Below are 24,304 nucleotides of genomic sequence, written 5' to 3' on the forward strand. Positions count from 1 at the left end.
GTCCTCTCTGGCAGGGTCTGGAAGGGTCAGAAGGCGATGCTGGCGGTTACGCCCCAGGTGCGCGGGTCTCCCGGCAGGCCAGCGATCAGCCCGGTGTTGCCGGGGCCGACGAAGAGCTGCTCGAAATAGTCTTCGTCGAAGGCGTTCCTCACCCAGGCGAACAGGTTCAGTCCGTCGTCCGAGCGGAAGCCGGCGCGGAAGTTCGAGAGGTGGTATCCCGCAACCCCGGTCAGCGCCGAGGGCGAGGGGTTGGACGAGAAGTCCGACCGGTAGCTGCCGTCATAGCCGAGATAGGCCTCGCCCGCCTTGCCGAGGAAGGTCGCGGGAAGGTTGCCCTCGGCGCCGAAAGAGAAGGCCCATTTCGACACGCCCGGCAGGCGCTGGCCCGAAATGTCGCAGTTGGCCGGGCTGATCCCGCCGGGGGTGCCGGGCGCCGACGGAGTCTGGCCGGGGCCGGCGGTGGTGCCGCCCGCCAGTTCCGGCGGGCACGGCGCGTCGACGAAGCGGACATATTTCGCGTCCGTGTAGGCCCCGCTTGCATAGGCGCTGAACCTCTCGCCGGGCCGGACCGAGAAATCGGCCTCGATTCCCTGCGAGCGCACCTTGCCGGCATTGGCGAGGAACCCGCGCAGCACTCCGAACTCGCCGTTGATGACGGTCGCCTGATAGTCGCGGATATCGGTGCGGAAGGCGGCGAGGTTCAGCGTCGCGCGGCGATGCCAGAACCGGCTCTTGAGGCCGACCTCGAAGTGGTCGACCTTCTCGGGCCTGATCGTCCCTGCCGCCGCGATGGGTTGCCCGTTGGCGTCGGTCGGCAGGCCGTTCTGGTTGATGCCGATGGTCTTGAAGCTCCTTGCGTATGTGCCGTAGGCGAGCACGTCGGGCGCGACTTCGTAGCTCGCCGTGAGGTCGTAGGTGAGATTCCAGTCGGTGTCCTCGGGCGCGCTGACCTGCGGCTGGAAGATCGCCAGCTGGGCGCGGGAACGCGCGTCGCTTTCGCGACCGGTCAGCTCCACGCCTGTCCCGGTGAACACCCGGCGCTGGTAGAACCCGGCCTTGCGGTCGTAATTGAGACGCACCCCCGGCTGGATGGTGAAGGCGTCGGTCACCTTCCATCCGAACTGCCCGAACAGCGCGAGACTGGTGCTCTCGAGGATCTGGGTGTTGCGCGCGGTCAGCCCGTCGAGGACAGTCGGGTCGAGCGAAAGGGCATTGTTCGGCGCAATGTTCCAGCGGCTGGCCGCGCGGCCCTGCGCTTCTGTCCCCTGCGTGTCGATGCGCTGGTCGAACGCGAAGGCGCCGAGCACGAAATCGAACTGCTCACCGGTGTACGCGTAACGGAATTCCTGCGTGTACTGGTCCTGCTGCGAGGGGTTCTGCGACAGCGCGACGATCGGCAGGCCGGTGAAATCGCGGTCGTTCTCGGGCTTCCAGTCCCAGGTCCGCCATGCTGTGACCGAGGTGAGCCGGCCCGGCCCGACGTCCCATTCCACCTTCAGCGCCAGACCCGCGATCACGTTGCCGGCATTGAGTCGGGAATCGAGGTCCGACAGGCGGTCGAAGGGATCCCTCGAGGGCGGCGCATAGCCCTGCGCGGCGGCGAGCGCGGCGAACTGGCGGTTGAGCGGGCGCTGGGTCGCCCCGGTGCGCACGAACACCGAGCCGCAGCAACGCGCATCCTGCTTGTTGTAATCGCCCACGAGCTTGACCTTCAGGCTGTTGGCAGGCTCCCACAAAAGCTGGGCGCGCACCCCGAGATTGTCGAGGCTCTGGATGTCCTCGCCGGTGGTGACATTGCGGATCGTCCCGCGTCGCGAGGTGCCGGAAAAGGCGATGCGCGCCGCCACCGTGTCGGACAGCGGGCCGGACAGCGCGAGCCGCGCCTGCCGGAACTCGTAATTGCCGAGGCTCACTTCGGCCTTGCCCTCGAAGTCGAAGCTCGGCTGGTTGGTCTGGATGTTGATCGCGCCTGCCGTCGTGTTCTTGCCGTAGAGCGTGCCCTGCGGCCCGCGCAGCACCTCGATCTGGGCGACATCGAGGAAGTCGAAGGTCGCCGAGGCGACGCGCGAATAGTAGACGTCGTCGACATAGATCCCGACGCCCTGCTCGAACCCGTCGCTGGTGAGGCCGAAGGGGACGCCGAGGCCGCGTATGTTCACGGCGGTGTTGCGCGGGTTGGAGGAATAGAACTGCAACGTCGGCGCAAGCTGCTGGAGGCGGTTCACGTTGAACGCCCCGGTCTCGTCGAGCTGCCTGGCGTCGATCACTGACACGGCGAGGGGGATGTCCTGCGCGCTCTCGGAGCGGCGGCGGGCGGTGACGATGATGTCATCGCTTCCCTGCTCCTCTTGTGCGGCGGTCGGGGGAGGCACGGCGAAGGTTTCGTCCTGCGCCTTGGCCGGGGCGGAAAGCAGCGCAGGCAGGCCTGCGCCGAGCAGCAGGGCGGTGCGGAGAGAGTTCGGATACATGGTCTCGCCTTTGCAAGCGGGCATGCATCCGGCGGTCCGGTCTGCCAGTCCCTGATGGTGTGTGGGGTGCGGTCACGGTCGGCGCTCAATCGGCCAGCCGTGTCCTCTCGGTCACGTCGACCTGCATGACCTTGCCGTCGTGCACGGTCAGCTGGATCGCGCCGTAGCGCAGGCGCGACAGCGCTTCGCTGACCACGCCGAGAGCGTCGGCCCGCCGTCCGGGCTCGACTTGAGGTTTCGAATCACGGTCCATGATAGGGCCTTTCGTTGCGCGGAACCGGGTCCGCAGCGCCGGAATTTAACTCAACGCAATTGGTTGACAATAGGGTGTGCCGCACAGATTTTCTGTGGGGGCATGAAAGGTGGGATTGTTGCGACGGGCCGCGTCAGCCGGTCGCCGCGTCCTTGTCGAAGGGCGGCACCGGTGCGATCGGGTCCGACAGCCGCACCTGATCGAGGATCTGCGCCGTCCGGTCGCGCACGTCGAGCATCAGCGCCCGCGTGCGGCACTCGCCCTCCTCGACGCAGTTCTTGCACTTCTCGTGCGCATACCGGCTGGCGCAGGGCACCAGCGCGAGGCTGCCGCGCATGTGCCGGATGAGGTCGCCGTATGTGATGTCGACGGGCGCGATGGCGAGCCAGTAGCCGCCCTCGCGCCCGCGCTGCGAGGCGACAAGGCCGAAGCGGGTGAGCTCGGAGAGGATCACGGTCAGGAACTTGGCCGGGATGTTCTGCCGCTCCGCAATCTCGGCCAGCTGAACCGGGCCCTTGCCGTAGTTGTCGGCAAGGTCCTGCATGGCGCGGATCGCGTAACGGGTCTTCTGCGAGAGCATCGCCGACCGTCTATCGGCGCGGGGGGCAGCCGGGTCAAGCCGCGGGCCGGTCCTCGCCATGGTCACCCCGAGGCAAGCCCTATGTCCTACGGGTCTCGCTCATAGAGGGGTTGATCTACGGGCAATCGACAGCGTCGGGTTGGTCGAGGTGCGCAATGGGATCGGTGATGGGCAGACCATCTGCCTCGCCCGCCACCTCCAGCGGCGTTACCTGGAGACCCTCTCGCCTAGGGTGTGCAACATACCCAACCTGCGAGTTGTCACCAGCACCTGACCCGATTTCGGTCCGGGCATTTGCAGCCCTTGTCGTTTGATCGATGAGGCCCGCACCGATCAAGCGCAACAGGCATTGGCGAGCTGAATAGGGAACGAGCCCCAGTTGGGAAAAATATCCATATTTTTCCGGAGGCCGGTGGCGGAGACGGAGGGATTCGAACCCTCGGTACCCTGATAGAGTACGGTTCCTTAGCAGGGAACTGGTTTCAGCCACTCACCCACGTCTCCGGGCAGCACATCGGGCTGTAGGGGCGGCGCTATAGTCGGCCCTTGGGCCAGCGGCAAGGTGGGTTCGACAAAAAAGCCTGCCCCTGCCGGCCCCGCTCATCGGGGGCAGGGCCGGTGCGCCGGTTCGGGACGCATTCAGCCTCGCGCGCCTACCCCCGCCAACGGCTCGTCGCAATTTCGATTCGCCCCGGCGACGGGCGGTTGCCTCGCAGGCGGGAAGCGATTCTCCTCGAATGCGCAGTTAACCGGAGCTGACACGTCGTAGCGAAAGGCTGCACCATGAGGATGATGATCGCCCGTTTCCCCGACACCGGCCTGGCCGTTGCGGCGCGCCGTCTTGCCGGCCTCGGGCTGGCGGCGATGGCGGCGCTCTCGCTTGCCGCCGCGCCGGCCGGGGCGCAGGACCTCGAGACCTTCGATCCCGATTCCGCCTTCGGCCAGCAGCAGGACAATGCCGCCGGGATCGACGCCGATCTGGCGAGCCCGCAGGCCCCTCCGCCGTCCGCGCCTCCGCCCATGCCCGCGCCGGCCGACCCCGCGTTCGACCAGACCTTCGGGGACTACGCAGCGCCGCCCTCCGCGGCCGTCCCGCCGCCGGCGGATGGCGGCATCGCCCCCGTGACCACCGCGGCCCAGAACGCCGGGCAGACCTATGGCGAGGACGACCTCATCGGCGCCGCCGAGGGCGTGTTCGGCAAGGGTGCGGAAGGCCTCGCCAAGCTGATCGAGGACCTGCTGAAGAAGCAGGGCGAACCCAACGGCTACATCGTCGGGCGCGAGGCCGGGGGTGCCTTCATCGTCGGCGCGCGCTACGGCTCGGGCACGCTCCACCACAAGGTCGAGGGCACGCAGCAGGTCTACTGGACCGGCCCCTCGGTCGGGTTCGACGCCGGGGCCAATGCCGCCAACACCTTCGTGCTGGTCTACAACCTCTACGACACCGAGGACCTGTTCAAGCGCTTCCCGGCAGGCGAGGGGCAGGCCTATTTCGTCGGGGGGCTCAACGCCAGCTACCTGCGCCGGGGCGATATCGTGCTGATCCCGATCCGGGTCGGCGCGGGGCTGCGGCTCGGGGTGAATGCCGGCTACATGCGCTTCTCCAAGGAGCATCGCTGGTCGCCTTTCTGAGGGTTTGCGGCAAAACCCGGTTGCGATGAAGCGAAGGGCGCGCCATGCGCCTGCCCCATGATGCTTGACCGACTCAGCCCCCAGGCGCCCGACGCCCTGCTCGCCCTGATCCGCCTCCACGCCGCCGACCCGCGCGAGGACAAGATCGACCTCGGCGTCGGGGTCTACCGGACCGAGGACGGGGCAACCCCGGTCTTCGCCGCGATCAAGACGGCCGAGCAGGTGCTGGTCGACAGCCAGGAGAGCAAGTCCTACCTCGGCCCCGAAGGCGACATGGGCTTCGTCAACGCGCTGATGCCCTACATCTTCGGCAGTGCCGACCCGACGATGGGCGGTCGCATCCAGGGGATGCAGACCCCGGGCGGCACAGGCGCGGTGCGCCTCGCGCTGGCGCTGGCGCAGAAGGCCGGTGTCAGCCGCGTCCACATGGGCGTGCCGAGCTGGCCGAACCACGCGCAGATCCTCGCCGATCTCGGCATGGAGCTGGTGCCCTTCGACCACGCCAACCCCGACGGCACGGCGAACCTCGAGGCGGTGCTGGCCGCGATCAACGGCGCTTCGGCCGACGAGGCGGTGCTGCTCCACGCCTGCTGCCACAACCCCACCGGCATCGACTACACCGCCGACCAGTGGGAGGCGATCGCGGAAGCCTTCGCCGCCAGCGGCACCTTCCCGATCATCGATTCCGCCTACCAGGGCCTCGGCCACGGGATGGACGAGGACGCCGCCGGGATGCGCGCCCTGCTCGCCGCCGTGCCCGAGGCCTTCGTCGCCTATTCCTGCGACAAGAACTTCGGCCAGTATCGCGACCGGGTGGGTGCCTTCTACGTGATGGCGGCCGAGCCGGGGGCGCTCGACACGGCCTTCTCCAACGCCAACGCGCTCGCCCGCGCGGCGTGGTCGATGCCGCCCGATCACGGCGGCGCGGCGGTGCGGATCATCCTGCGCGATCCCGACATGACGCAGGCGTGGCTCGCCGAGCTCGATACCATGCGCGCCCGGATGCGCTCCGTGCGGGACGCGCTGGCGAAGGCGGGCACGGCAGGCCGGATCGACCTGACTCCGCTCGGCACCCAGAACGGCCTGTTCTCGATGCTCCCCGTCACCAAGGAAGAGGTCGCGCAGCTGCGGGAAGACCACGGCATCTACATGGCCGCCTCGGGCCGGATCAACATCGCGGGCCTCACCAAGGACAACCTGCCCAAGTTCATCGCCGCCCTCGCCGCGGTGGCGGGATAGGCGGCGATGCTCGACCGCCAGCCCGTGCTGGAGGGCGAGCATGTCACGCTGCGCCCCTTGCGTGCGGAGGACTGGGACGCGCTCTTCGCGGTCGCATCGGACCCGTTGATCTGGGAACAGCACCCCGCGCATGACCGCTGGCAGGAGCCGGTGTTCCGCGCTTTCTTCGATGACGCTCTGGCGAACCGGGGCGCGCTGCTGGTGATGGACGCGAAGACCGGCGCGGTGATCGGCTCCTCGCGCTTTCAGGGGCTGGAGGAAGCGGGCGGCGGCTCAGTCGAGATCGGCTGGACCTTCCTCGCCCGCTCGCACTGGGGCGGGCGCTGGAACCACGAGATGAAGCGCCTGATGCTGGCCCATGCCCTCGCCAGCGTTGCCGAGGTGCGCTTCCTCGTCGGCGAGACCAACACCCGCTCGCGCCGGGCGCTGGAGAATATCGGCGCGCAGCTTACCGACCGGCGCGAGGAGCGCATCATGGCGGGCGGCGAGATCATACCCCACCTCACCTACGCGATCACGCGGGAGAGCTTCGCGGGCGGCCCGCTGTCGCCCTGATCGCGCGGAACCTTGCCCGCGCGGGTGGGGTAAGCCCCTCCATGTTCTTCGACAGCCTTCACGACCTCCTGAGGGTCGTCCTGATCGCGGTGCTGGCCTATGCCGCCCTCGTCGGTGTGCTGCGCCTTGCGGGCAAGCGCGCGCTGGCCAAGCTCAACGCCTTCGATCTGGTGGTGACCGTGGCGCTCGGCTCGACGCTGGCGACGGTGCTGCTGAGCAAGGACGTATCCTTTCTCGAGGGCGCGCTCGCCTTCGCAATGCTGGCGCTGCTGCAATGGACCGTTTCGCGCCTGTCGATCGCCTTGCCCTTCTTCCGCGATCTGGTGCGCAGCCAGCCCCGCATCCTGTTCGAGGATGGCGAATACCGCCGACGGGCCATGCGCGAGGAGCGTGTCACCGAGGACGAGATTCTTGCCGTGATCCGTTCCGCCGGGGTGGGCCGGACCGAGGATGTCGCCGCCGTGGTGCTGGAGACAGACGGCACGCTGAGCGTGATCGAGGGCAGGGGGCGGACATTGACCGCGCTTGCCGGCGTGCGGCGTTAACCCGCCGCAGCGAGGCTCTGCATCCGCTTCAAATAGCGCGCCAGCACGTCGATCTCGAGGTTGACGCTGTCACCCTCCTTCAGCGCGCCGAGCGTCGTGACGGCGGCGGTGTGGGGGATGATGTTGAGCAGGAAGTCGCAGGTCCGGTCCTCGCGGTCGCGCACGTCGTTGACGGTCAGCGACACGCCGTTGACGGTGATCGAGCCCTTCTCGGCGATGAAGGGCGCCATCTCGGCGCGGGCGCGGATCGCGACCTGCCAGCTGTCGCCGGACTGCGCCACCTTCACCACCTCGCCGACCGAATCGACGTGGCCGGTGACGATGTGTCCGCCGAGCTCATCGCCGAGGCGCAGGGAGGGCTCGATGTTGAGCCGCGCGCCCGCTTCCCACATCCCCGGCACGGTGCGGCTGACCGTCTCGCCCGAAAGGTCGACGTCGAACCAGGCATCGCCCGCGCTCCCGCCGCGCTCGACCACGGTGAGGCACACGCCCGAGCAGGCGATCGAGGCGCCGATGTCGATCCGGGCGGGATCGAGCGGGGCGGTGATACGCAGCCTGAGGTCGCCGCGCTGCTCGGCGGCGGCGATGGTGCCGATGGCGGTGACGATGCCGGTGAACATGGGCGCGGGGGTCCTCTGGGGGGTTATCGGGTCCGCAGATAGGCGGCGAAGCTGTCGCTGCCAAGCTGGCGGCGCTCGGCGATCTGCCAGCGGCCATGCGCTGCGTCGAGCTGCTTTAGCCCCAGCGGGCCGAGCGCCCTCATGCCGTCCCCGATGAGGATGGGAGCGGTGTAGAGGTGGAGCTCGTCGACCAGATCGGCTTCGAGGAAGGCGGCGGCGGTGGCCGCGCCGCCCTCGACATAGAGATATTGCACCCCTGCAAGGCCCGCGATGGCATCGGGCGCGGGGAGGGCCGTGGTGCCCTCGTGCGCGGGGCCGCGGGTCAGCACGACGCGGCTTGGCGAGCGGCTCTCCAGCCCCGGCAGGCGCACGTCGAGCCGCGGCGCGTCGGTGCGCCAGGTCCCCCCGCCGACAAGGATCGCGTCATGCTGCGCGCGCTGGGCGTGGACATGGGCGCGGGCCGCCTCGCCCGTGATCCAGCGGCTGGTGCCGTCGGCGAGCGCGATGCAGCCGTCGAGGGAGGTTGCGAGCTTGAGCGTCACGCGCGGGCGGCCCTGCGTCAGGCGGGTGAGGAAGCCCGCAAGGCTTGCGGCCGAGGCGGGGTCCTCGAGCAGCGTCACCGCGATCCCCGCCGCTTCCAGCCGCGCCAGCCCCTCGCCGGCGGTGCGCGGGTCGGGGTCGCGCTGGCCGACCACCACCCGGGCGGGGCGCGCGGCCACGATCAGGTCGGCGCAGGAGGGGCCGCGCGCCGAGACATGGGCGCAGGGCTCGAGCGTGACGTAGAGGCTCGCCTCGGCCAGCTGTGCGGGGACGAGGCCCGCCAGCGCCTCGGCCTCGGCATGGGGACGCCCGCCTGCCTGCGTCCAGCCGCGCGCGATCACCCGCCCGTCTGCCACCACCAGCGCCCCCACGCCGGGGTTGGGACGGCTGAGCGGCCGCGCGCGCGCGGCGAGGCGCGCGGCGGCGGCCATCCAGTCGTGATCGGAAGGCGGCAGGTGTGCTGCTATTGTCCGGCGCTTTCGCTGGCGGGCGCGGTCGCTGCCGCAGCCTCACGGCGCTTCGCGGCGGCGGCTGCCTCGGCGGCGCGCTCGGCCTCGGCCTTGCGCTCGATCTCCTCGACATCCATCCCCGCCGCCCGGCCGAGCGCCTTGTACATGTCGCGCTTCCTTGCCGCGATCCGCGCTTCCTCGGCTTCGCGCAGGTCCTTGATCTGCTGGTTGGCGAGGTTCTCGGCCATGATCTCGGCGTCGCTGCGACCGGGATCGAGGGTGGTGATGTAGGTGATCCGCGGCCGCTCGGGCTCGGCATAGACCGTGCTGTTCATGCCCCACCACAGCATCCCCGCCACCGGCAGGATCGACAGGCCGAGGATCGGCCAGCGATAGGGGTTGGGGCGGCGGATCTCGTGCCAGAAATCGGCGATGCCGTTGGCCGGATTGAAGCGGGCGGGGAGGATGCGCATGGCCGCAATATAGGGGTGCGAGCGAGGATGGCAAAGCCTCGTGCGGGCGGCCCGCCTTACCCGAAGCTCGCGTAGAGGCTGCGCCCGTGATCCTTGAGCCAGCGGTCGGCGGCCCGGATCTCGCCCTCGAATATCTCGGCCAGCAGGGCGTGGAAGGCGGGGGAGTGGTCGAAATGGACAAGGTGCGCGACCTCGTGCGCCACCACCGAGCGGCGCACGAAATCGGGGGCCTGCACCAGCCGCCAGTTGATGCGGATGCGCTGCCGGTCGGAGCACGAGCCCCAGCGCCGCTGCGCGCGGGTCAGGCCGATCGCCACCGGAGCAAGGCCGGCGGCGGCGCAGTAGTCGTGCATGTCGGCCTCGGCGAGACGCAGCGCCTCGGCCTCGAGCCAGCGCCTGAGGCGTGTTTCCAGACCCGCCTGAGGCCCGCCGATGCACAGGGCGCCGCCTTCCAGCACCGGACGGCGCGCCGCGCGCTGGTCCCACGCGATGCGCAGCGTCTGCCCGCGATAGCGCACCTCGCCCCCCGGCTCGGGCGCGGCGCGCTTGGGGAGCTTGGCGTGCTGTTCGGCGAGCCAGCCCGCGCGCGCATGGGCGAAGGCGATTGCCTCGCGCCCCTCGGCCCAGGCGGGGAGGGTGATGCGCACCTCGCTGCCGTCGGGCGCAAGGCGCAGCGTCAAGCGCCGCGCGGTCTTCATCCGCTTGAGCACGATCGGCACCCGCGCGCCGCCGAGGTCGATCTCGGGATCGAGCGCCCGGTGGACCGAGGCGCCGCGCAGCCAGTCGATCATGCGCTTTCCTCCTCGCGGTCCCAGTCGCGGCGGGGCGCGGGCCATTCGGTAACGTGGTGTTCCATCGGCCCGGCATCGGTCTCGCTCACCACCCGCCCGATCACCGAGACGCCCGCCCGGCGCACCGCGTCACGATCGCCCGAGAGGAGGTAGTGCCACGCCGGCAGGGGCCGCCCGTCGGCGCGCAGGCGGTAGGCGCAGGTCGAGGGCAGCCAGCTCACCTGCTCGACGATCCTCAGGGTCAGGCGCAGGCAATCGGGAACGAAGGCCTTGCGGTTGCGATAGTCGCTGCACTGCGCGGTCTTCGTGTCGAGCAGGCGGCAGGCGATGTTGGTGTCGACCACCTCGCCCGTGTCCTCGTCTTCCAGCTTGTGCAGGCAGCAGCGCCCGCAGCCGTCGCACAGCGCCTCCCATTCGGCGCGGGAGAGCTCGCCCAGCGGCAGCTCCCAGAAGCGGTCCCTCAGCTCACCCATCGTTCCAGTTCCGCCGCCACCGCCGCGCCGCCCTTGTCGGTGGGCAGGGTGGCGATCGGCTCGCCGTCGGGGCCGAACAGATAGGTGACGTTGGAGTGATCGACGAGGTATCCTCCGCCCGGCTGGGCCTCGCCCTTCTGGTAGAACACCTTGAAGGTCTTCGCGGTCGCGGCGATCTGTTCGGGCGTGCCGGTCAGGCCGATGATGTCGGGCGAGAAGGCGGCGGTGAATTCGCCCACCACGGCCTGCGTGTCGCGTTCGGGATCGATGGTGATGAAGATCGGCTGGATACGCGCGGCCTTGGCCGGGTCCTTCGCCTTCAGCTCCTTCAGCCCCTGCGCCACGCGCTGCATGTCGGTGGGGCAGACATCGGGGCAATAGGCATAGCCGAAATAGACCACGCGGTACTTGCCCGCGAAATCGCTCCAGCGCACGGTCTGGCCCTTGCTGTCGGTCAGCGTGAAATCCCCGCCGATCGCGGCGCCCGCCAGCGGCGGTTCCTGCTGCGGCGCGCCGCCCGCGTCGCAACCGGCAAGCATCAGGGCGGCCGCCAATGCGACGGCAAGAGTGGCGGAAGGCTTGTTGATGCGGTTCATGCTCTGCTAACTGGTCGCTTGTGAAAGGCGCTGCGGCGCAAGCCCCCCGCGCTGTCCCACGCCCGAGGGTGTGGCAGGAAATGCGAAAGGATCAAACCTTGGCTCATGGTGTTTTGCGCAAGTTAGGGCTTCGCGGCGCGATTGCCAGTGCCGCCGTGCCCGCGCTGGCCTTTGCGCTGGCCGCCCCGGCCGCCGCGCAGTTCCAGTCGGAAGGCTACCAGTTCCTCGAGGCGGTCAAGGACCGCGAGGGCGACAAGGCCACCGACATGCTGTCGAAGCCCGGGACCCAGATCGTCAACAGCCGCGACCTCACCAGCGGCGACACGGGCCTCCACATCGTCGTCGCGCGCAGCGACCTGCTCTGGATCCGCTTCCTGCTCCAGCGCGGGGCCGATCCCAACATCCGCAACAAGAAGGGCATGACCCCGTTGCAGCTCGCCACCGCGATGGGCTTCACCGACGGGGTCGAGGCGCTGATCAAGGGCGGGGCGAGCATCAACGTCGCCGACCAGACCGGCGAGACGCCGCTGATCGCCGCCGTCCATGCCCGCAACGTGCCGCTGGTGCGGCTGCTGCTGGACAAGGGCGCGGACCCGGACCGCAACGACAATTCGGGCCGCTCGGCGCGCGACTACATGGAGCTCCAGAGCGGCAACACGCTCATGAAGCAGGAATTCGCCGCCGCCGACGCCAAGCGCGCCGAGGCGGGAACCAAGAAGAACTACGGGCCTTCCTTCTGACATGACCGATTTTTCAAACCTGACGCTCGACGAGCTGCGCATTGCGCTCGCCCCCGACATCGCCGCCAGCGCGATCTTCGACGGGTGGAACGAGACCGCGCTGATGGCCGCAGCCGAGATGGCGGGGGCCGATCCCGACGTGGTGCGGCTCGCCTTCCCGGGCGCGAGGCCGATGGACATGATCGAGGCGTGGATCGCGAGCGTGGATCAGGCGATGGAGGCCGAATGGCCGGCCGAACGGCTCGCCACGCTCAAGATTCGCGAGCGCATCCGCACGCTGGTGGCCTTCCGGCTGGAGGCGGTCGCTCATATCGACGAGGCGGTGCGCCGCGCGCTCGCCGTGATGGCCCAGCCGCAGAACGCGCGGCGGGCGCTGAAGCTCGGCTGGCATTCGGCGGACATCATGTGGCGGCTCGCGGGGGATACCGCGACCGATTACAACCACTACACCAAGCGCGCGATCCTTGCCGGGATCTACTCGGCGACGCTCGCGGTGTTCGTGAACGACGATTCGGAAGGCAAGGCGGATACCTACGCCTTCCTCGATCGCCGGATCGACGGGGTGATGCGGTTCGAGAAGGTGAAGGCGCAGTTCCTGAACAAGGACCGCGAATTGCCGAGCCTGACGCGCTTCCTCGGTCGGCTGCGCTATCCGGCGCGGTGACCTTGCAGCCCCAAGCGGTGGATTAACCTTCCGCGGCGGTCGCGCCTGCCGCCGCGCTTCCCTATTGCCTGTGACAGATTCGCGGCGCATCCTGTGCGCCTGCGGGGTCAAGACATTGACGGGAAGGACAAATCGATGGCGGGTTCGCTCAACAAGGTCATGCTGATCGGCAATCTGGGCGCCGATCCCGAGGTGCGGACCTTCGCCAATGGCGGCAAGGTGTGCAACCTGCGCATCGCCACCAGCGAAAGCTGGAAGGACCGCAACACCGGCGAGCGCCAGGAAAAGACCGAATGGCACACGGTCGCGATCTTCAACGAGGGTCTGGCCGGTGTGGCCGAGCGCTATCTGAAGAAGGGCTCGAAGGTCTACATCGAGGGCCAGCTCCAGACCCGCAAGTGGCAGGACCAGCAGGGCAATGACCGCTATTCGACCGAAGTCGTGCTGCGCGGCCCCAATTCGGTGATGACCATGCTCGATGGCGCCCCGGGCAGCGGCGGCGGCATGGGCGGTGGCATGGGTGGCGGCGGCGGCGGCCGTTCGGGCGGCTATGGCGGCGGCTCGGGCGGCGGTGCGGGCGGCTATGGTGGCGGTTCGGGTGGCGGCGGCTTCGGCGGCGGTTCCTCGGGCGGCGGCTACGACGATCTCGACGACGACATCCCGTTCTGATCCGGCGCGCGGGGCAGCTGCGGCACCGGCACGCCGTCATCCCCCTGCCGTCGCGCGGTCATCCCGCACCCGTCCCGCGCCCGTTGCACGGCCGCGGCGTGTTCCACGTGGAACATCGCGCCCTTGCGAAGGGCTCAGAAGGTCATGAACAGGTTGACGTTGGCCGTGTGGTCGATCCGGTCCGGCCCGCCGCGCACGACATACTGGTTGAGATAGCCCGGCACCACCTCCACCCCCTTGGCGAGCGGGATCGAGACCCCGGCGAAGTTGCGCCAGATCGCCAGCCCCCCGCGCTGCACCGGCCCTTCGCTGAGGTCGACGAAGGGCTCTGTGAAGATCACCAACCGGTTGTTTTCGCTGACCGGCGCGCGCAGCTGGACGAACTGCCGCAGGCGCCAGTCGGTGCCGCCGCGCTCCTCGAAGGTGCGCTGTTCGAGCCGCGTGCGCGAATCGAGCGTGGTGCCGCCCGGCGTCGTCAGCAGGCGGATGTTGAGCTCCTGGTAGAAGCGGTGCTCGTTGAGCTTCACCGGCCCGACCGGATCGGTCAGCACATAGGCGTAGCCGGCCCCGATATTGACCTCGCGGTTGATCCGGTAGGCGACCAGCGAGCGCAGCAGAAGCTGGCCTAGGCGCTCGGCATCATTGGTGAACCGCTCCTGCGCCTCGAGCCGGACGAAGATCTTTTCGGAGGCGTTGATGGTGGCGAACTGGCCGAGCCAGACATTTCCGTCCTCCTCCGCCGCCGCAGCGGGTGCGGCGCCGAGGGCGAGGAGCGGGAGCAGCAGCAACGGCAGGCGCGGGGCGGGCATGGCGGGACTCGGGCGGGGAAGGGGGCGTTTGCCCATGCCGGACAGGCGCTTAAGGAGCCGTGCCGCCAAGCCTAGGGACACGCGCCGGGTCAGTCCTTCTTCAGCCCGGCGAGCAGATCGGCGAGCGGCCCGCGCACCTCGTCTTCCCGCACGATCCCCGCCGCGGCGCGCGCGGCATCGGCATCGGGTCCTTCGGCATAGGGATCGATCGCGAGGCCCAGCGACTGCGCCACCGCCTCGCCGAGATCGAACATCTCGCCGCTGAATTCGATCTCGTCGCAATCGTCGGCCTCGAGCTCGATCTCCTCGTCCTCGCTCGCGGGGCGCTGATGGTCCTCGACGAAGCGCAGGTCGATGGGCTCGTCGATGGTGACGGGGAAATCCTCGCCGCTGATCGCGCAGGGCTGCATGATCGCGGCCCTCAGCCGCCCCGTCGCGCGGATCGCGCGGGGCTTCTGCTCGAGGCTGATCTCGGCGCGCAGGGCCTCGACCGCGCCAAGGCCGAAGCGCGCCGCGAGCGCGGCGCGCTCCGCCTCGCTCGCCTCGATCACCACCTGTCCGCCGGGGAGCGGGCGTGTCTTGACCATGCGGGTCAGTTCGGACGGGGGGAGGGGCGCACTCACCAGATCGCGCTCGCCTTCAGCATTTCCGCATCGGAAAAGCGCCCCAGCCGCTCGGACAGTTTCATGATCCGCCCGGCCACGGCCCGCGCTGCCGCCGCCTCGTCGGTGCCGGGCGCGAAGGTGACATTGCGCCCGATCGCCGCCGTTAGCTTGTCGAGATCGCCCGTGTTGAGCGCCCCGCGATAGGCTCCGAGCCGCCCGCCCAGCACGCTCATCAGCTTGCCGATGCGCTTGCCCACGACCACGTCGTTCACGCCGAATTCGCGCAGCTGCCCGTCCATGTCCTCGACGAACAGCTCCGCCAGCAGCGCGCTTTCCGCGCGCATGTCGGAGGCTTCCAGCCGCACCATCGCCGCGCTCAGCACGGCGGTGATCATGTCGAAGCGGCCCGCGATCGAATCCGCCACGCCGCATTCGGTGTAATAGACCGTGTCGCGCGCCAGCTCGATCACGCGGTGCCACAGCGGCCGCACGCCTTCGCGCGGGTCGGGGGCGGTGCCGAGCAGGCGGGAGAGGAAGGACATGGGGCGATAATGCCTTTCGCGCGAGTGGACCGGAGCGGGGCTTGCCCCCGCGCACCATACGACAACGCAGGAGCCGCGGATGCGTTCAAGCGGGGTTCAACCCGCCTCGGCCACCGCTATGCCATATGGTGCGTTGCAAGCTTGCGCCTAGCCCCTTAAAGCACCACGCCCAAGGGACAAGAGCGCAAGGCTGCGCACACAGCACGGGACGGACACGGTTTGGCTGACATGACTAGGGCGGTGGCGATGAATTCCGGCTGGCGCAAGGCTGGCGGCGCGGTGCTGCTGGCGCTCGCGGGCCTGGGGCTGCCGGCCTGCTCGGCGATCCGCGAATCGCGCGGCTACATCGTCGATCCGACCCTGACCTCGCTGATCCAGCCCAGGATCGACAACCAGCAGTCGGTGGAAGGCACCCTCGGCCGGCCGACCTTTACCAGCCAGTTCGGCACGCCGACGTGGTATTACGTGTCGAGCATCACTGGCCAGCGCCCCTTCAACCGCCCGCGCATCCGCGATCATTCGGTGCTGGCGGTCACCTTCGACGAGAAGGGCCGCGTGTCGGAGGTGAAGCGCAGCGGGGTGGAGCAGGTCGTGTTCCTCGATCCCAACGGCAACAAGACCCCGACGCTGGGCCGCGAGCGCGGCTTCCTCGAAGACCTGTTCGGCAATATCGGCCAGGTCGGCGGTGCGGGTGTCGGCGGGGCGCCGGGCGGCGGGCCAAACGGGCAGTAGCTTGATCCGCGCCGCGGGCGCTCCATATTCGCCGCCATGAGCAACGATCCATCGGCCCACGGCCTCGTGCAATGGCACGGCACCACCATCATCGGCGTCCGCCGCGGCGGCACCACCGTCATCGCCGGTGACGGGCAGGTGTCGATGGGCAACACCGTGATGAAGCCCAACGCCCGCAAGGTCCGCCGCATCGGCGACGGCTCGGTGATCGCGGGCTTCGCAGGGGCGACGGCGGATGCCTTCACCCTGTTCGAGCGGCTCGAAAAGAAGCTCGAACAATATTCCGGCCAGCTGATGCGCGCCTCGGTGGAGCTCGCCAAGGACTGGCGCACCGACAAGTATCTGCGCAACCTCGAGGCGCTGATGATCGTCGCCGACAAGGACACGCTGCTGGTGCTGACCGGCAACGGCGACGTGCTGGAACCGGTGGGCGAGATCGCCGCGATCGGATCGGGCGGGAACTTCGCCCTCGCCGCCGCGCGGGCGCTGGCCGATTACGAGCAGGATGCCGAGACCATTGCCCGCAAGGCAATGGCGGTGGCGGCCGAGATCTGCGTCTTCACCAACGGCAATTTGACGGTCGAGACGGTTTAGCCCTATCCGCCCGGGAGTGCGGGCGGAAAACGGGGATTCAGGCAGCGGCGCGGCCGAGACGCAGGGCGGCAGGATCGTCGCGATCCAGCTCCTGCGCGCGCTCGCGGCGCTGACCGTGGCTGCGGGTCATATTGCCTTCGCCTTCGCCGATCATCTGCCCGGCGGCCTCGGCATAATGCCCGAGGCGGACGGACGGTCCGGGCAGGTGGCGGTGATGCTGTTCTTCGTCATCTCCGGCTATGTGATGGTCGTTTCCTCCGAAAGCCTGTTCGGGCGGGCGCGTGCACGCGCGATCTTCTGGCGGCGGAGGCTGGTGCGGGTGATGCCGCCATACTGGATCGCGAGCGGACTGCTCGCCGTTATCTTCCTGACCCTGTTCCCCCAGCCGATCGACCCGCTGCGCTTCGGGCAATCGCTGCTTCTGATCCCTTACTGGCCCGCCGACGGCACGCTGCGCGCGGTGCCCTTCCTCTGGGTGGGCTGGACGCTGTTCTACGAGATGCTGTTCTACGCCCTGTTCGGGATCTTCATCGTCTGGCGGCGCGAGGCGGCCATTGCCGGGGTAGCAGCGGTGCTGGCGGCGCTCTGCCTCGCGGGGCTGTGGGTCGATCCCGTCAATGCGCCGCTGTTCACCGCCACGCGCCCGGTGACGCTGGTCTTCGTTGCAGGAATGCTCCTCGCGCTGTGGCGTGCACGAGGCGGATCGGCCGCGCTCTGGCTGCGCGCCGCGATGCTGGCGGGCGCCCTCGCGGCCTGGTGGGGCTTGCCGGTGCCGGCCGATTCGACCGCGATGAACTTCGGCTATATATTGTGGAGCGGGCTGCCGGCTCTCCTGGTCGCGCTCGCTGCGCTGTCCGGCCCGCTGGCCGTGCCCGCCGCCGGCCTCGTGAACCGGGCGGGCGATGCGAGCTATGCGCTCTATCTCCTGCACGTGCCGCTCGCGTGGTTCTGGCTTTGGTTCTGGGGCCGCCTGCCGGGTTTCGATGCAGGCCCTTGGGACTATCTCGTCAGCGCGGTGGTCGCGACGATGGGGGTTAGCTGGCTGTTCCACGCTCATGTCGAGCGGCCGATGACACTGGCCTTGAACCGGCGGCTGCGCTCGCCACATGGGCATGAAAGATCAGCCTGAAACGGAACCAATGGACACTTCCCCCACCCATTCGCTCACCCCCAAGGCCATCGTCGCCGCGCTCGACGAGCACATCATCGGCCAGGCCGACGCCAAGCGCGCTGTCGCCGTCGCGCTGCGCAATCGCTGGCGCCGCCAGCGGCTTGGCGCCGAGCTGCGCGACGAGGTCACGCCCAAGAACATCCTGATGATCGGCCCCACGGGCTGCGGGAAGACCGAGATCAGCCGCCGCTTGGCGAAGCTCGCCGAGGCACCCTTCATCAAGGTCGAGGCGACCAAGTTCACCGAGGTCGGCTATGTCGGCCGCGACGTCGAACAGATCGCCCGCGACCTCGTGGAAGAGGCGATCCGCCTCGAGAAGGAACGCCGCCGCGAGAAGGTGCGCGAGGCGGCCAGCGAGGCGGCGATGCAGCGGCTCCTCAACGCGCTGGTGGGCGAGAACGCCTCGGAGGCGACCCGCGAGAGCTTCCGCCAGCGCATCGTCCAGAACGCCATGAACGATGTCGAGGTCGAGATCGAGGTGAGGGACACGCCGGCGGCGCCCTTCGATATGGGCCCGATGGGCGGGCAGATCGGGATGATCGACCTCTCCGACATGATGGGCAAGGCGCTGGGGCGCAAGAACACCCGCCGCCAGAAGCTGCGTGTGCCCGACGCGTGGGACAAGCTGGTCGACGAGGAGGCCGACAAGCGCCTCGATCAGGACGATGTCGCCCGCGCCGCGCTCCAGAACGCGGAAACCAACGGCATCGTGTTCCTCGACGAGATCGACAAGATCGCCGTCAGCGACGTGCGCGGCGGGAGCGTGAGCCGCGAGGGCGTGCAGCGCGACCTGCTGCCGCTGATCGAGGGCACCACGGTCGCCACCAAGTACGGGCCGATGAAGACCGACCACGTGCTGTTCATTGCCTCCGGCGCCTTCCATGTCGCCAAGCCCTCGGACATGCTGCCCGAGCTTCAGGGCCGCCTGCCGATCCGCGTCGAGCTGCGCGCGCTGACCGAGGCGGATTTCGTGCGCATTCTCTCGGAAACCCGCGCCAATCTCGTGACGCAGTACAAGGCCCTGCTCGGCACCGAACAGGTGACGCTCGATTTCGCCGAGGATGCCGTTGCCGAGATCGCCCGCATCGCCGCGCAGGTAAACAGCAGCGTCGAGAACATCGGCGCGCGGCGCCTGCAGACCGTGATGGAGCGGCTGCTCGAGGAGATCAGCTTCGAGGCCGAGGATCACATCGGCGAGACGATCCGTATCGACGCCGACTACGTCCGCTCCCGGCTCGAGGGGCTGGCGGGCAACACCGACCTTTCCAAGTACATCCTTTAATGGCGGGCGGGCCGGTCAGCGACCTTGCGGGGATGCTAGCGGGCATGGCCCCGGTGCTCGATGCGCAGGCCTGGGCCTTTTTCCTGATCGAGGGCGAGCCGCCTGCCGAAGCCTTCGCCCTGATCCGCGAGGACGAGGGCACCACCGCGATCATGCCCGCGGAGGGCGGCGGCTTCGCCCGGATCACGCTGATGGTCCACTCCGCGCTCGATGGGGTGGGGCTGACCGCCGCCGTGGCGTCCGCGCTCGCGGCACGCGGGATTGCCTGCAATGTCGTGGCGGGCTTCCACCACGATCACCTCTTCGTGCCGTGGCAGCGGCGCGAGGAGGCGCTGGAGGTGCTCCAGCGCCTCTGCGTCACGGGCTGATCATTCGCCCAGCAGGTGCTTCTTCCAGAACACCAGTTGCGCGAGGAAGGCGTAGTCCGAATTGGCCTTCTTGGCGAAGCCGTGGCCCTCGTCGGCGGCCACGAGGTGCCACGCCTCGCCGCCGTTTGCCCGGATCGCGGCGACCATCTGGTCGGCCTCGGACTTGGGAACGCGCGGATCGTTGGCACCGGTGATCACGAACATCGGCTTGGTGATCTCGTTCACCCGGGTGAGCGGGCTGATCTCCATCAGCTTGGCGCGCTGTTCGGGGATGCGCTCGTCGCCATATTCCACCCGGCGCAGGTCCTGCCGGTAGGGGTTGGTATTTTCGAGAAAGCTGACGAAGTTGCTGATCGCCACGGTGCACTGGGTGGCGGCGATCCTGTCCTTGAGCTGCACCGCCGCCGCATAGCACATGTAGCCGCCATAGGAGCCGCCGGTGAGGCCCACCTTCGCCGGATCGACCGCCTTGTCCTTGCGCACGGCATCGATCAGCGCGGCCATGTCCTTGACCGAATCCTCGCGCTTGAACGGCCCGTTGTCGAGGCTGACGAAGGTCTTGCCGTAGCCGGTCGAGCCGCGCACGTTGGGGTAGAACACCCCGATGCCGAGCTCGTTCAGGTAGTAGTTGTTGCGGCCCATGAAGCCCGCGGTCGATTGCCCTTCCGGTCCGCCGTGGACGCTGACGATCAGCGGGCGCCTGCCGGGGAACTTCGCCGGATCGGGCATGTAGAGCAGCCCTGACACCTCCAGCCCGTCGAAGCTTTTCGTCGTCACGATGCGCGGCTCGACGTTGACCTCGGTGTCGAGCCCGCCGGTCTCGCTGCGGGTCCAGCGGGTAAGCTGCATCGTCTTGGGGTCGAGCGACCAGACGTCCGCCGCGCTCTTGGCGCTGGAGAAGGAGAAGCCGATCTCGCCCCAGGGCGCGATCTCGAGCCCGCCGATCTGGCCGGCGGGCAGGGCATCGACGCGGGTCACCTTGCCCGAGGCGATGTCGAGGATGCGCAGCCGGTCCGAACCGGCCTCGTTGACTTCGTAGACGATGGTCTTGCCGTCATCCGAGATGTCGAAGCCGTCGACGTCCCATTTCTCGCGGCTGACCGGTGTGAAGGTGCCGGTCATCGGATCGAGTCGGCCGAGGCGCTGGAAGTCCGCGCCCTCGTCGCTCGTCACCCAGAGCGTGCCGTCGGGGCCGATCTCCATGCCGTCATAGGCGATCATCGCCTTCGGGTCGCCGATCGGGGTCATCGCGCCGCTGGCGAGGTCGAGCCGGTAGAGATCGACATCCTGCACCGAACGGTAGTCGGCGACGTAGGCGGTCTTGTTGTCGGGCGAGAAGCCCGCGATGGCCCAGCCGCCGCCCTTGCTTTCGTGCACCATCCGCGCCGAGCCGGGATCGCGCGGGTTCATGACATAAAGGTCCGAATCCACCCCGTTGCGGCGGGTCGAGCTGAAGCCGATCAGTTCGCCGTCGCGGCTCCAGGCGTTCATCTCGTTGCGGCTCCTGCCATCGGTGAGCAGGGTGAGACGGCCGTCCTTCAGCGTGTGGAGCTGGAAATACTCGTCTCCGCCGCGATCCTTGCTGACCAGCACGACATCGCCCTTGCCCGGCGCGAAGGAGCCGCGCACCGGCTCTGCCTCGAAGCTGATCTGGGTGCGTGCGCCCATCGGCATCTCGACGCGGTGGAGCTGGCTGACATTGGCGAAGCGGGTCGAGATCATCACCGCGCGGGTCTTGGGATCCCAGCCGGCGAAGCCCGCGCCGCGCGCCTCGAGATAGGGGCGCACGCGCTCGGCCAGTTCGAGCGGGATCGGGGGCATCTGTTCGGCGGTGAGCGCCGCGGGAAGCGGAACGGCGGGTGCAGGGGCAGAGGCAGGGGCGGGGGCCTCCTGCGCGGCGGCGGGCAGGGCGGTGCCTGCCAGAAGCAGGGCAAGCAGACGGGCATGACGCATGGGGGTGTTCTCTCTCCGGCAAATGGCCCGCGAAACCGGGCTATCCGTCAGAGGTAACGCCCGGCCCCCCGGCAGGCAACCGGCCTGCTATTCCGCCGCTTCGGCCGCGAGGCCCGGGTCGTCCTCGCGCCGCTCGCTCGCCTGGCGCGCCCACATCTCGGCATAGAGCCCCCCGCGCGCGATCAGCGTTGCATGATCGCCGCTCTCCGCCAGCCGGCCGTGATCGAGGACGAGGATGTTGTCGGCATCGGCGATGGTCGAGAGGCGGTGCGCGATGGCGATGGTGGTTCGGCCTTCGGCGATCCGGTGCAGCGTGGCGAGGATCTCCTGTTCGGTCCGGGTGTCGAGCGCGCTCGTCGCCTCGTCGAGCAGCAGGATCGGCGGGTTCTTCACCAGCGTGCGGGCGATGGCGACGCGCTGCTTCTCCCCGCCCGAGAGCTTGAGGCCCCGCTCGCCCACCATCGTGTCGTAGCGGTCGGGCAGGCGCTCGATCAGCGGGGTGAGCGCGGCATCGCGCGCCGCCGCCTCGATCCGCGCCTGGTCCGCGCCTTCGGCGCCATAGGCGATGTTGTAGGCGAGGCTTTCGTTGAACAGCACCGAATCCTGCGGGACGATGCCGATCGCGGCGCGGAGCGATTCCTGCGTGACCCCGGCGATGTCCTCACCCCCCACCAGCACGCGGCCGGCCTGCGGATCGTAGAAGCGGAACAGCAGCCGCCCGATGGTGCTCTTGCCCGCGCCCGAGGGGCCGACGATGGCGGTGGTGGTGCCGGCGGGCACTTCGAAGCTGAGGCCGTTCAGGATCGTGCGTCCGGGGTCATAACCGAAGGTGACATTGTCGAAGACGACCGTCGGCTTGCGGATGATCAGCGCAGGCGCGCCGGGCTTGTCCCGCACCTCGATGTCGGTGTCGATCAGGCGGAACATCTCGGCCATGTCGATCAGGCCCTGCCGGATGGTGCGATAGACCCAGCCGAGCACGTCCAGCGGGCGGAACAGCTGGATGAGGTAGGTGTTGACCAGCACCAGATCGCCGACCGTCAGCGCGCCCGTGCTCCAGCCCCACACGGTATAGGCCATCGCGCCTGCGACCAGTGCATTGGTGATCGCTCCTTGCGCCATGTTGAGGAGGCCGACCGAGTTCTCGGACTTGATCGCGGCCTCGGCATAGGCGCGCGCGGCCTGGGAGTAGCGCGCCTCCTCGCGCTTCTCGGCGCCGAAATATTTCACTGTCTCGTAGTTCAGCAGCGAATCGACCGCGCGGTGCAGGGCCTTGCCGTCGAGATCGTTCATCTCGCGCCGCAGCTTGGTGCGCCATTCGGTGATCGCGCGCGTCACCCAGACATAGGCGATCACGGTAACGGCAGTGGCAGCGACCAGCTCGATTCCGAAATTGAGGTAGAAGATGACGCCGACCGCGATCAGCTCGATGATGGTGGGCGCGATGTTGAACAGCAGGAAATAGAGCATCTGGTCGATGCTCTTGGTCCCGCGCTCGATGATCTTGGTGACCTCGCCGGTGCGCCGGGCGAGGTGGAACCTCAGGGAAAGGCGGTGGAGGCGGTGGAACACGTCCTCGGCCAAATGCAGCGTCGCGATCTGGCCGACCCGCTCGAACGCCATGTTCCTCAGGTTGTCGAAAGCGACCGCAGTGAAACGCCCCAGCGCATAGGCCGCGACCAGCGCCAGCGCGACCGTCGCGCCTTCGCGCATCGCGCCGGTGGCGGACATGGCATCGACCGCGCCCTTGTAGGCGAAGGGCAGGGCGAGGGTGACGGCCTTCGCGGCCAGCACCAGCGCCATCGCGATGACGATGCGGGTGCGCAGGGCCGGATTGTCCTTCGGCCAGAGGTAGGGGAGGAAGCGCCTGAGCGTGGGCCAGCTCTCCACATCGCGCGCGCGAGTCTTCTTATTGGCAGGATCGGCGGCGGGGGTGGGGGCGTCAGGCGGCATGGCCCGTCCCATGTGGGCGCCCCCGCGCCGCCGCGCAAGGACGCCGGGCCTAGAAGCGCGCCCGGTAGTTGGCCGATTGCTTCGCCTGGCGCAGCGCCCTCGCGACGTCGGCAGGTACGTCGAAGAGGATACGCTGCCGGTCGAAATCGATCGCGACCCGGTCGAACAGGGCCAGATGCTGCATCCCGATCGAGAGCACCGGCTGGTCCTGCAGCCCGAGCGCGGCGAAGGCGGGGGTGTCGGCGAAGGTCAGCGGCACGTCGGACAGCGACATGCCCTCGATCGTGAGCGAGCGCACGATCGCGAGCTCGCCGACGATATCGACGCCGTTGACGTCGGTGGTGACGACCTCCTCGGCGCGGCGCGCGCGGATTCGCTCGCGCAGGGCGAGGTTGCCGAGGCTCGCCTGTGCGCCGGTGTCGATGATCACCGTGGCCCGCACGCCGTCGACAAAGGCGTCGGTGATGAGCAACTGTCCGAGCTTCTGGCGCGCGCGCACGACGATCTCGAATCCGCCGCCCTGGGCTTTCCGGCTCGCATCCTCGACCGCGATGGTCTGCTTGCGGAAGTCGATCAGCACGCGGAAGTCCTGCAACGCGTCGAGCCCGATGATCCCGTCCGCCCCGACATTCTCGCGCGCGAGCACGGGTGCGGTGAAATCGGTGAAGCTGTTCGTGCCGAAATCGATGCGGCCGACCCGGGCGAGCTCGACCTGGCGGCGGCTGGCCATGCCGACCAGCACGGCCGTGCCTGCGGGCGCGAGATTCGCCGCGGCGCGGATCTGGTGGGTGATGGCGGTGGCCTGGCTACCGGTGTCGATCATGAACGCGAAGGGACCGGCGCCTTCCACCAGCACGGGAAGCGTGAGGCGGGCGTGACGCTCCTCCTGGAGCAGCAGGACCTCGGCTCCGGGATCGACGAGGCCGGCGGCGGGCGAAGCAGCGGGCGCTGGCGTCTCCGCCGCTACCGGCACGGCGGCGGCAAGCGCGGTGGCGGCGAACAGGTGTC

At 68.9% G+C, this 24,304-nt stretch carries 27 protein-coding genes and 1 tRNA gene (1 of these 28 only partly in view); 12 read left to right on the forward strand and 16 right to left on the reverse strand.

Annotated features, from left to right (window positions below; translation table 11 throughout):
• Positions 1-26: 26 nt before the first annotated feature.
• From ACMX37_RS02700 to ACMX37_RS02715, 4 genes are all read right to left on the reverse strand, one after another.
• On the reverse strand, positions 27-2,468 hold the full coding sequence (locus ACMX37_RS02700) for a TonB-dependent receptor (RefSeq protein WP_483147425.1): 2,442 nt from the start codon (positions 2,466-2,468) through the stop codon (positions 27-29).
• An 85-nt stretch (positions 2,469-2,553) separates the two neighbouring features.
• Complete coding sequence (locus ACMX37_RS02705) at positions 2,554-2,721, reverse strand: YezD family protein (RefSeq protein ID WP_483147426.1); 168 nt, start codon at positions 2,719-2,721, stop codon at positions 2,554-2,556.
• Between the two features lie 133 nt (positions 2,722-2,854).
• Positions 2,855-3,301 (reverse strand): RrF2 family transcriptional regulator, encoded by a 447-nt coding sequence (locus ACMX37_RS02710; protein WP_483147427.1) that lies wholly within the window; start codon positions 3,299-3,301, stop codon positions 2,855-2,857.
• A gap of 413 nt (positions 3,302-3,714) precedes the next feature.
• A tRNA-Ser gene (locus ACMX37_RS02715) sits at positions 3,715-3,805 on the reverse strand.
• 279 nt (positions 3,806-4,084) lie between these two features.
• Between ACMX37_RS02715 and ACMX37_RS02720 the strand changes: the two genes are divergently transcribed.
• The 4 genes from ACMX37_RS02720 to ACMX37_RS02735 are packed head-to-tail and all read left to right on the forward strand — an operon-like array spanning position 4,085 to position 7,272.
• A complete protein-coding gene (locus tag ACMX37_RS02720) occupies positions 4,085-4,933 on the forward strand; it encodes a DUF1134 domain-containing protein (RefSeq protein ID WP_483147428.1) in 849 nt (282 codons plus the stop codon).
• Between the two features lie 60 nt (positions 4,934-4,993).
• Positions 4,994-6,172, forward strand: a complete 1,179-nt coding sequence (locus ACMX37_RS02725; protein ID WP_483148440.1) for an amino acid aminotransferase — start codon at positions 4,994-4,996, stop codon at positions 6,170-6,172.
• Between the two features lie 6 nt (positions 6,173-6,178).
• Positions 6,179-6,727 (forward strand): GNAT family N-acetyltransferase, encoded by a 549-nt coding sequence (locus ACMX37_RS02730; protein ID WP_483147429.1) that lies wholly within the window; start codon positions 6,179-6,181, stop codon positions 6,725-6,727.
• 41 nt (positions 6,728-6,768) lie between these two features.
• Positions 6,769-7,272: a DUF421 domain-containing protein gene (locus ACMX37_RS02735; RefSeq protein ID WP_483147430.1), complete on the forward strand. Its 504-nt coding sequence runs from the start codon at positions 6,769-6,771 to the stop codon at positions 7,270-7,272.
• On the opposite strand, the gene ACMX37_RS02740 is transcribed toward ACMX37_RS02735, so the two are convergent.
• The 6 genes from ACMX37_RS02740 to ACMX37_RS02765 are packed head-to-tail and all read right to left on the reverse strand — an operon-like array spanning position 7,269 to position 11,214.
• Positions 7,269-7,892, reverse strand: a complete 624-nt coding sequence (locus ACMX37_RS02740; RefSeq protein ID WP_483147431.1) for a riboflavin synthase — start codon at positions 7,890-7,892, stop codon at positions 7,269-7,271. The two genes, ACMX37_RS02735 and ACMX37_RS02740, sit on opposite strands and share 4 nt — an antisense overlap.
• Before the next feature lie 23 nt (positions 7,893-7,915).
• On the reverse strand, positions 7,916-8,887 hold the full coding sequence (ribD, locus tag ACMX37_RS02745) for a bifunctional diaminohydroxyphosphoribosylaminopyrimidine deaminase/5-amino-6-(5-phosphoribosylamino)uracil reductase RibD (RefSeq protein WP_483148441.1): 972 nt from the start codon (positions 8,885-8,887) through the stop codon (positions 7,916-7,918).
• A gap of 8 nt (positions 8,888-8,895) precedes the next feature.
• Positions 8,896-9,354 (reverse strand): hypothetical protein, encoded by a 459-nt coding sequence (locus ACMX37_RS02750; RefSeq protein ID WP_483147432.1) that lies wholly within the window; start codon positions 9,352-9,354, stop codon positions 8,896-8,898.
• A 56-nt stretch (positions 9,355-9,410) separates the two neighbouring features.
• Positions 9,411-10,145, reverse strand: a complete 735-nt coding sequence (locus tag ACMX37_RS02755) for a M48 family metallopeptidase (RefSeq protein ID WP_483147433.1) — start codon at positions 10,143-10,145, stop codon at positions 9,411-9,413.
• The gene (locus ACMX37_RS02760; RefSeq protein ID WP_483147434.1) at positions 10,142-10,618 is read right to left on the reverse strand and encodes a YcgN family cysteine cluster protein; all 477 of its coding nucleotides are present in this window, start codon (positions 10,616-10,618) and stop codon (positions 10,142-10,144) included. The genes ACMX37_RS02755 and ACMX37_RS02760 overlap by 4 nt, the downstream gene beginning before the upstream one ends.
• Positions 10,606-11,214, reverse strand: coding sequence for an SCO family protein (locus ACMX37_RS02765; RefSeq protein ID WP_483147435.1), 609 nt, complete (start codon positions 11,212-11,214; stop codon positions 10,606-10,608). Before ACMX37_RS02765 ends, ACMX37_RS02760 begins: the two co-directional genes overlap by 13 nt.
• 155 nt (positions 11,215-11,369) lie before the next feature.
• On the opposite strand from ACMX37_RS02765, the gene ACMX37_RS02770 reads away from it, so the two are divergent.
• From ACMX37_RS02770 to ssb, 3 genes are all read left to right on the forward strand, one after another.
• On the forward strand, positions 11,370-11,954 hold the full coding sequence (locus ACMX37_RS02770; RefSeq protein WP_483147436.1) for an ankyrin repeat domain-containing protein: 585 nt from the start codon (positions 11,370-11,372) through the stop codon (positions 11,952-11,954).
• A gap of 1 nt (position 11,955) precedes the next feature.
• A complete protein-coding gene (locus ACMX37_RS02775) occupies positions 11,956-12,618 on the forward strand; it encodes a COQ9 family protein (protein ID WP_483147437.1) in 663 nt (220 codons plus the stop codon).
• Positions 12,619-12,753: 135 nt separating this feature from the next.
• The gene (gene ssb / locus ACMX37_RS02780; RefSeq protein ID WP_483147438.1) at positions 12,754-13,287 is read left to right on the forward strand and encodes a single-stranded DNA-binding protein; all 534 of its coding nucleotides are present in this window, start codon (positions 12,754-12,756) and stop codon (positions 13,285-13,287) included.
• 134 nt (positions 13,288-13,421) lie between these two features.
• On the opposite strand, the gene ACMX37_RS02785 is transcribed toward ssb, so the two are convergent.
• From ACMX37_RS02785 to ACMX37_RS02795, 3 genes are all read right to left on the reverse strand, one after another.
• Positions 13,422-14,096 carry a DUF2490 domain-containing protein gene (locus tag ACMX37_RS02785; protein WP_483147439.1) on the reverse strand — a complete coding sequence of 225 codons (675 nt, stop codon included), beginning with the start codon at positions 14,094-14,096 and terminating at the stop codon, positions 13,422-13,424.
• Positions 14,097-14,185: 89 nt separating this feature from the next.
• Positions 14,186-14,719, reverse strand: coding sequence for a YceD family protein (locus tag ACMX37_RS02790; RefSeq protein WP_483147440.1), 534 nt, complete (start codon positions 14,717-14,719; stop codon positions 14,186-14,188).
• Entirely contained in the window at positions 14,716-15,243 is a 528-nt protein-coding gene (locus ACMX37_RS02795; protein ID WP_483147441.1) for a ubiquinol-cytochrome C chaperone family protein, read from the reverse strand. Before ACMX37_RS02795 ends, ACMX37_RS02790 begins: the two co-directional genes overlap by 4 nt.
• A 228-nt stretch (positions 15,244-15,471) precedes the next feature.
• Between ACMX37_RS02795 and ACMX37_RS02800 the strand changes: the two genes are divergently transcribed.
• The 5 genes from ACMX37_RS02800 to ACMX37_RS02820 are packed head-to-tail and all read left to right on the forward strand — an operon-like array spanning position 15,472 to position 19,390.
• On the forward strand, positions 15,472-15,975 hold the full coding sequence (locus ACMX37_RS02800) for an outer membrane protein assembly factor BamE (protein WP_483147442.1): 504 nt from the start codon (positions 15,472-15,474) through the stop codon (positions 15,973-15,975).
• A 36-nt stretch (positions 15,976-16,011) separates the two neighbouring features.
• Positions 16,012-16,569: an ATP-dependent protease subunit HslV gene (gene hslV, locus ACMX37_RS02805; protein ID WP_483147443.1), complete on the forward strand. Its 558-nt coding sequence runs from the start codon at positions 16,012-16,014 to the stop codon at positions 16,567-16,569.
• A gap of 16 nt (positions 16,570-16,585) precedes the next feature.
• The gene (locus ACMX37_RS02810; protein ID WP_483147444.1) at positions 16,586-17,698 is read left to right on the forward strand and encodes an acyltransferase family protein; all 1,113 of its coding nucleotides are present in this window, start codon (positions 16,586-16,588) and stop codon (positions 17,696-17,698) included.
• 10 nt (positions 17,699-17,708) lie between these two features.
• Positions 17,709-19,022 carry an ATP-dependent protease ATPase subunit HslU gene (hslU, locus tag ACMX37_RS02815; protein WP_483147445.1) on the forward strand — a complete coding sequence of 438 codons (1,314 nt, stop codon included), beginning with the start codon at positions 17,709-17,711 and terminating at the stop codon, positions 19,020-19,022.
• Positions 19,022-19,390, forward strand: a complete 369-nt coding sequence (locus ACMX37_RS02820; protein WP_483147446.1) for an ACT domain-containing protein — start codon at positions 19,022-19,024, stop codon at positions 19,388-19,390. Before hslU ends, ACMX37_RS02820 begins: the two co-directional genes overlap by 1 nt.
• Here ACMX37_RS02820 and ACMX37_RS02825 read toward each other — a convergent pair whose 3' ends face one another.
• From ACMX37_RS02825 to ACMX37_RS02835, 3 genes are all read right to left on the reverse strand, one after another.
• Positions 19,391-21,343, reverse strand: coding sequence for a S9 family peptidase (locus tag ACMX37_RS02825; RefSeq protein WP_483147447.1), 1,953 nt, complete (start codon positions 21,341-21,343; stop codon positions 19,391-19,393).
• 87 nt (positions 21,344-21,430) lie between these two features.
• Positions 21,431-23,296 carry an ABCB family ABC transporter ATP-binding protein/permease gene (locus ACMX37_RS02830; RefSeq protein WP_483147448.1) on the reverse strand — a complete coding sequence of 622 codons (1,866 nt, stop codon included), beginning with the start codon at positions 23,294-23,296 and terminating at the stop codon, positions 21,431-21,433.
• A 49-nt stretch (positions 23,297-23,345) separates the two neighbouring features.
• Positions 23,346-24,304, reverse strand: the 3' portion of a protein-coding gene (locus ACMX37_RS02835) for a retropepsin-like aspartic protease (protein ID WP_483147449.1). 10 nt of this gene lie beyond the right edge of the window; only the last 959 of its 969 coding nucleotides appear in the window; its start codon lies off the right edge, out of view; its stop codon occupies positions 23,346-23,348.

The organism is Porphyrobacter sp. THAI-01a (assembly GCF_056868655.1).